Consider the following 4,244-nt stretch of genomic DNA (forward strand, 5'->3'; position numbering starts at 1 on the left):
GGCCGGACCCGGATCCCCCGGTTGGCGTCGGCGTCGGCACCCTGCATGAGCCGGTAGTAGCGGGCCACCCCCCGCGGGATGTCGAAGCTCTCCAGCAGGCGGCGGACGAGGTACGCGTACAGCGGGGACCCGACCGCCGGCGCCACGACGTCAGGCGGCGGCCCGATTCCGGCCTCGAACAGATCACGCACAGCGTAGATCATCCCGCCGCACAGGCCCCGGCTGGCGTCGCCGAGGCCCAGCCGCCGAGTCGACCATGGCGCCGAAACGGCCAGCAACGGTTGCGGAGCGAAGCTGTTCGTGAACCGGAAGGCGCTGGTACTGGGCCGGAAACCGGGCACAGCCGACTTCCGCCCCCAGCCCTGGTCATCGGCGCCGCCCGACGTCACGGTGCCGCCCGACGTCACGGTGCCGGGCGGGTTACGGCGCCAGGCGGCGGTCCGACGATGATCAACTTCCGGGCAGCTCGGATCTCTGTCCAGCGATCTCTGTCCAGCCTCTCGGCTGTCCAGTGCCTCGGCTGTCCGTCCAGTGCCTCGGCCCAGCGCGACGAGACCGGCGGACAACCGTAACAGCCGTCCGCCGGTTCCCCAGCAGGTCCACCCAGCGCCCTCCCGGTGCGGAGGTGGTCCTTGACGCGGGACGTCGGCGGGACAGGACCCCGACGCATGGGCTCACCCACATGCCGGACGACCCGACGCCTGGATCTATCTACCCCTCCATCAGCGGCCCGATGGTGATACCGCAGCCTCCGGCTGTCGTCCGATACGGGACGATCAACCGCTCTCGAGACCTTCGGCCCTATTCCGCGGGACTCACGACCGACACCCTCGCACTGTCAGCCGTGCGGCCCGCACCCGAGGACCCGTACCCGAGGAGAGGAGGGGGCTCGTGCAACGCGCCAGGTTGGCGCGAACCTAGATGTCACTTCCGATGCTCGGAACTCCCTTCAGCAGGGCACGCACCTCCGCCTCTCGGTACCGGCGGTGGCCGCCCAGGGTCCGAATCGACGTCAGCTTTCCGGCCTTCGCCCACCGGGTCACGGTCTTCGGGTCCACCCGAAACATCGTGGCAACCTCGGCGGGCGTCAGCAGCGGCTCAGCGTCTGGCGTTCGTGTCGTCATTGCGTTTGGCCTCCCGTCACAGAGCGTCGCTCCGTCCCATACAGATCGTGCATCCTTCGGGGGCATTTCGGACATGGCACGTCAGGACCATCTACTGACTAGTCACAGCTCGTCCGAAGCGGGCGGCAACTCTCAGTTAACAGAATGCGCCGATCAGCTCGCGGATTCCCGTGCCTGCAGGGGCCTCCACCTCATCAGGACTCGTTCGTAGGCTTCGACCGCTAGGTCTGTTCGCCCACGGCGTAACGCACTGACAGCCTCGACGATGTCCTCTACAGAGTTGTCGCGCCGAAGCATGTCATCGTCCAGCAGGTCAACTAGCCCGTCGTAGTCCAGTTCGACCCTGCTCTGTGGATGGAAGGACCCCAGCCAACGGGCCAGCTCGCCGACGCCCTCGACTCCCGGGGCGTCCGGAGAGCTCGCCCGCAGCGCCTCCACCGCCTCCACCGCCCGGCCCGCCCGCCGTCTGGCGAGGCTCATCGTGGTGCGGTAGATCATGGACCGCTCGGCGGTGTCCCCCGTGACCAGGGACCGTTCGGCCGGGTCGAAGAGCAGGAACCACGGCGGTGGCACCATCCAGGTACAGGTCTGCACGTGGACCTTGAGCGCGGGGCGGCGGGCCTTCCACCGGTCCAGCTCGACCTCGGCCGGCTCGATGATCCGCCGTGGCAGGAACGCCTCCGCGACGCGGTCGGGCATCAGGCCGCGGAACTCGAGCGCCGCCTGCCACACCCGCAGCTGGGTCGACCACGGACAGACGAACATCAGACCGTCGATCCACTGGACGAAGGCCGACTCGTCGGCGACGTCAAGGGTGGGACGGACGGTCGCGACTAGCGCCAGGACCCGCTCCCGGCGGGAACCGGCCCGGCGCGACGGCGGCCCCGCGGCGGCGTAACGCTGCCAGCGGCCACGTTCGGCCGCGGGAAAGGCAGCGAGCGGTTCGTACACCCGCAGATACGCCGCGGGGGAGACGACGGGCACCTCAGGACCCACGTACCGCGCGCGATCCGACCGACGACACCCACGCGGATGCCCTGGATCCTGGCACGTCCGCACACAAGCCGTCCGGCCTACCGGCGCCGTAGGGTTCGCCAGGACACGATCTGCGGGCCCTGGGCGCGGCGCGGGTGGTTCGGCCCGCGGCGCGGGATCAGGGCGGTGGGGGCCGCGTGCCCCACGGAGGCCCCGAGGAGAGAGGTGCGCCATGTCGTCCCTGTTCAGCGCCGTTTGTGACCATGAGCAGGTGCTGTTGTGCTCGGACCGTCCCTCGGGTCTTCACGCGATCATCGCCGTCTACTCGACGGCGCTGGGGCCGTCGCTGGGCGGTACCCGCTTCCACCCCTACGCCGACGAGGAGGTCGCGTTGGCGGACGCCCTCGCCCTGTCCCGGGCGATGGCCTACAAGGCCGCCTGCGCCGGGCTGGACCTCGGCGGCGGCAAAGCCGTCATCATCGGTGATCCGGCCGTCGCGAAGTCGGAGCCGCTGCTGCGCGCCTTCGGCCGCCATGTCGCCTCACTGGGCGGCCGGTACATCACCGCTTGCGACGTCGGTACCTACGTGGCGGACATGGACATCATCGCCCGGGAAACCCGGTGGGTGACCGGACGGTCACCGGCGCACGGCGGTTCGGGCGACTCCGGCGTGCTGACCGCCTACGGAGTCTTCGAGGGCATGCGCGCCGCCGCCCGGCACCGGTGGGGAACGCCGAGCCTGGCGGGGCGCCGCGTCGCGGTCTCGGGAGTCGGCAAGGTCGGGCGGCGGCTCGTCGGGCATCTCCTCGACAGCGGCGCCTCGGTGGTCGCGGGCGACGTGGACCCGGTGGCCCTGGCCCGGCTGCGGGTGGAGTTCCCGGCGGCCGAGACCGTGCCGGACCCGGACGACCTGCTCGACCTCGACGTCGACGTGTACGCCCCCTGCGCGCTGGGCGGAGCGCTGAGCGTGGAGACCGTCCGCCGGCTGCGAGCCGGCGTTGTCTGCGGCGGCGCCAACAACCAGCTCGCGCAGCCCGAGGCCGGGCGGCAGCTTGCCGACGCCGGAGTCCTGTACGCCCCCGACTTCGTGGTCAACGCCGGCGGCCTGATCCAGGTCGCGGACGAGATCGAGGGCTACTCGCCGGAGCGGGCCCGGGCCAGGGCCGCGCAGATCTTCGACACCACCTCGGAGGTGTTCCGCCTCGCCGAAGCTGAGGGGGTGACCCCGACCGAGGCCGCGGAGCGGCTCGCCGAACGCCGCATGACCGACGTGGGACGCCTGCGGGGGATCCTGCTGCCCTGATGCCGACCGGGGTGGGGCGAAGCACACCGTGGGGGCGAGGCACACCCCCGCCACCAGGAACGATCACCCGCCCGGCGGAGGCCTGAACGTCAACGGGGACAGGTGACGATGATCACATCTAGGCCCCGTCAAACGGGCCGCCGACGGCGGGGACGAGCAGATATCCCCGATCGAACCCACCGGACAAGCGGGTTCATACACCGTTTCCGATCGCGGGCACCTTGTCCGGGGACAGGCAACTGTCGGGTTGGGGTGCCGAGAAGCCTCCGGTCCCTGTAGTCTCGGGAAGCACGAGACAGTGAGAGCACCGGGGCGGGTCCCCGTCGTCATGTTCGAGGGGGTCGAGCCATGGGGCGCGGCCGAGCTAAGGCCAAGCAGACGAAAGTCGCCCGCGAGCTCAAGTACAACTCGCCCACTATGGATCTCGACCGATTGAAGGCGGATCTGGGCGCGGGCTCGACGCGCGAGAACAACAACGACGACTCGTACGTAGATGACGACTACGGATACGACGCCTACGCAGACGACGAGGACGATCGACGTTCCTCCCGCTGACAGCGTCGCTTCGGTAGTCGCTCACCGCGGCAGGCTCACCGCGGTGGTCGTCGCCGATGGTGGTCGTCCGGGCTCAGACCCGGGCTCCCACCGCCATAACGTGCTGCCGTGATCCTGGCTGCGCTGCATGCTTCTTCGCCAGTTCACTCCTGATCAGCCCAGGCTGCCCGGACAGGTTGCCCAACCTGCCCGGGGGGTTGCCCTGCCCAGGGGGTTGCCCTGCCCGGACGTGCTGCCCCCGGAGGGGCCGTCTCAGCGTGGATGCCGGCCGACGAGCCGAGCTCTGG

4 protein-coding genes and 1 pseudogene are annotated in these 4,244 nt (G+C 70.2%); 2 read left to right on the forward strand and 3 right to left on the reverse strand.

What is annotated here, in order from left to right; genetic code table 11:
- The 3 genes and pseudogenes from ACY45C_RS07950 to ACY45C_RS07960 all read right to left on the reverse strand — a co-directional run.
- A pseudogene (locus ACY45C_RS07950) lies at window positions 1-341 on the reverse strand (hypothetical protein); the annotation flags it as partial.
- 576 nt (window positions 342-917) lie between these two features.
- Complete coding sequence (bldC, locus tag ACY45C_RS07955) at window positions 918-1,124, reverse strand: developmental transcriptional regulator BldC (RefSeq protein ID WP_006540950.1); 207 nt, start codon at window positions 1,122-1,124, stop codon at window positions 918-920.
- 153 nt (window positions 1,125-1,277) lie between these two features.
- A complete protein-coding gene (locus ACY45C_RS07960; protein ID WP_462186996.1) occupies window positions 1,278-2,108 on the reverse strand; it encodes a hypothetical protein in 831 nt (276 codons plus the stop codon).
- A 223-nt stretch (window positions 2,109-2,331) separates the two neighbouring features.
- Between ACY45C_RS07960 and ACY45C_RS07965 the strand changes: the two genes are divergently transcribed.
- Window positions 2,332-3,402, forward strand: a complete 1,071-nt coding sequence (locus ACY45C_RS07965; protein ID WP_462186984.1) for a Glu/Leu/Phe/Val family dehydrogenase — start codon at window positions 2,332-2,334, stop codon at window positions 3,400-3,402.
- Window positions 3,403-3,750: 348 nt separating this feature from the next.
- Window positions 3,751-3,957, forward strand: a complete 207-nt coding sequence (locus ACY45C_RS07970; RefSeq protein ID WP_011434572.1) for a DUF3073 domain-containing protein — start codon at window positions 3,751-3,753, stop codon at window positions 3,955-3,957.
- The last annotated feature ends 287 nt before the right edge of the window (window positions 3,958-4,244 follow it).

The organism is Frankia sp. CcWB2 (genome assembly GCF_977927585.1).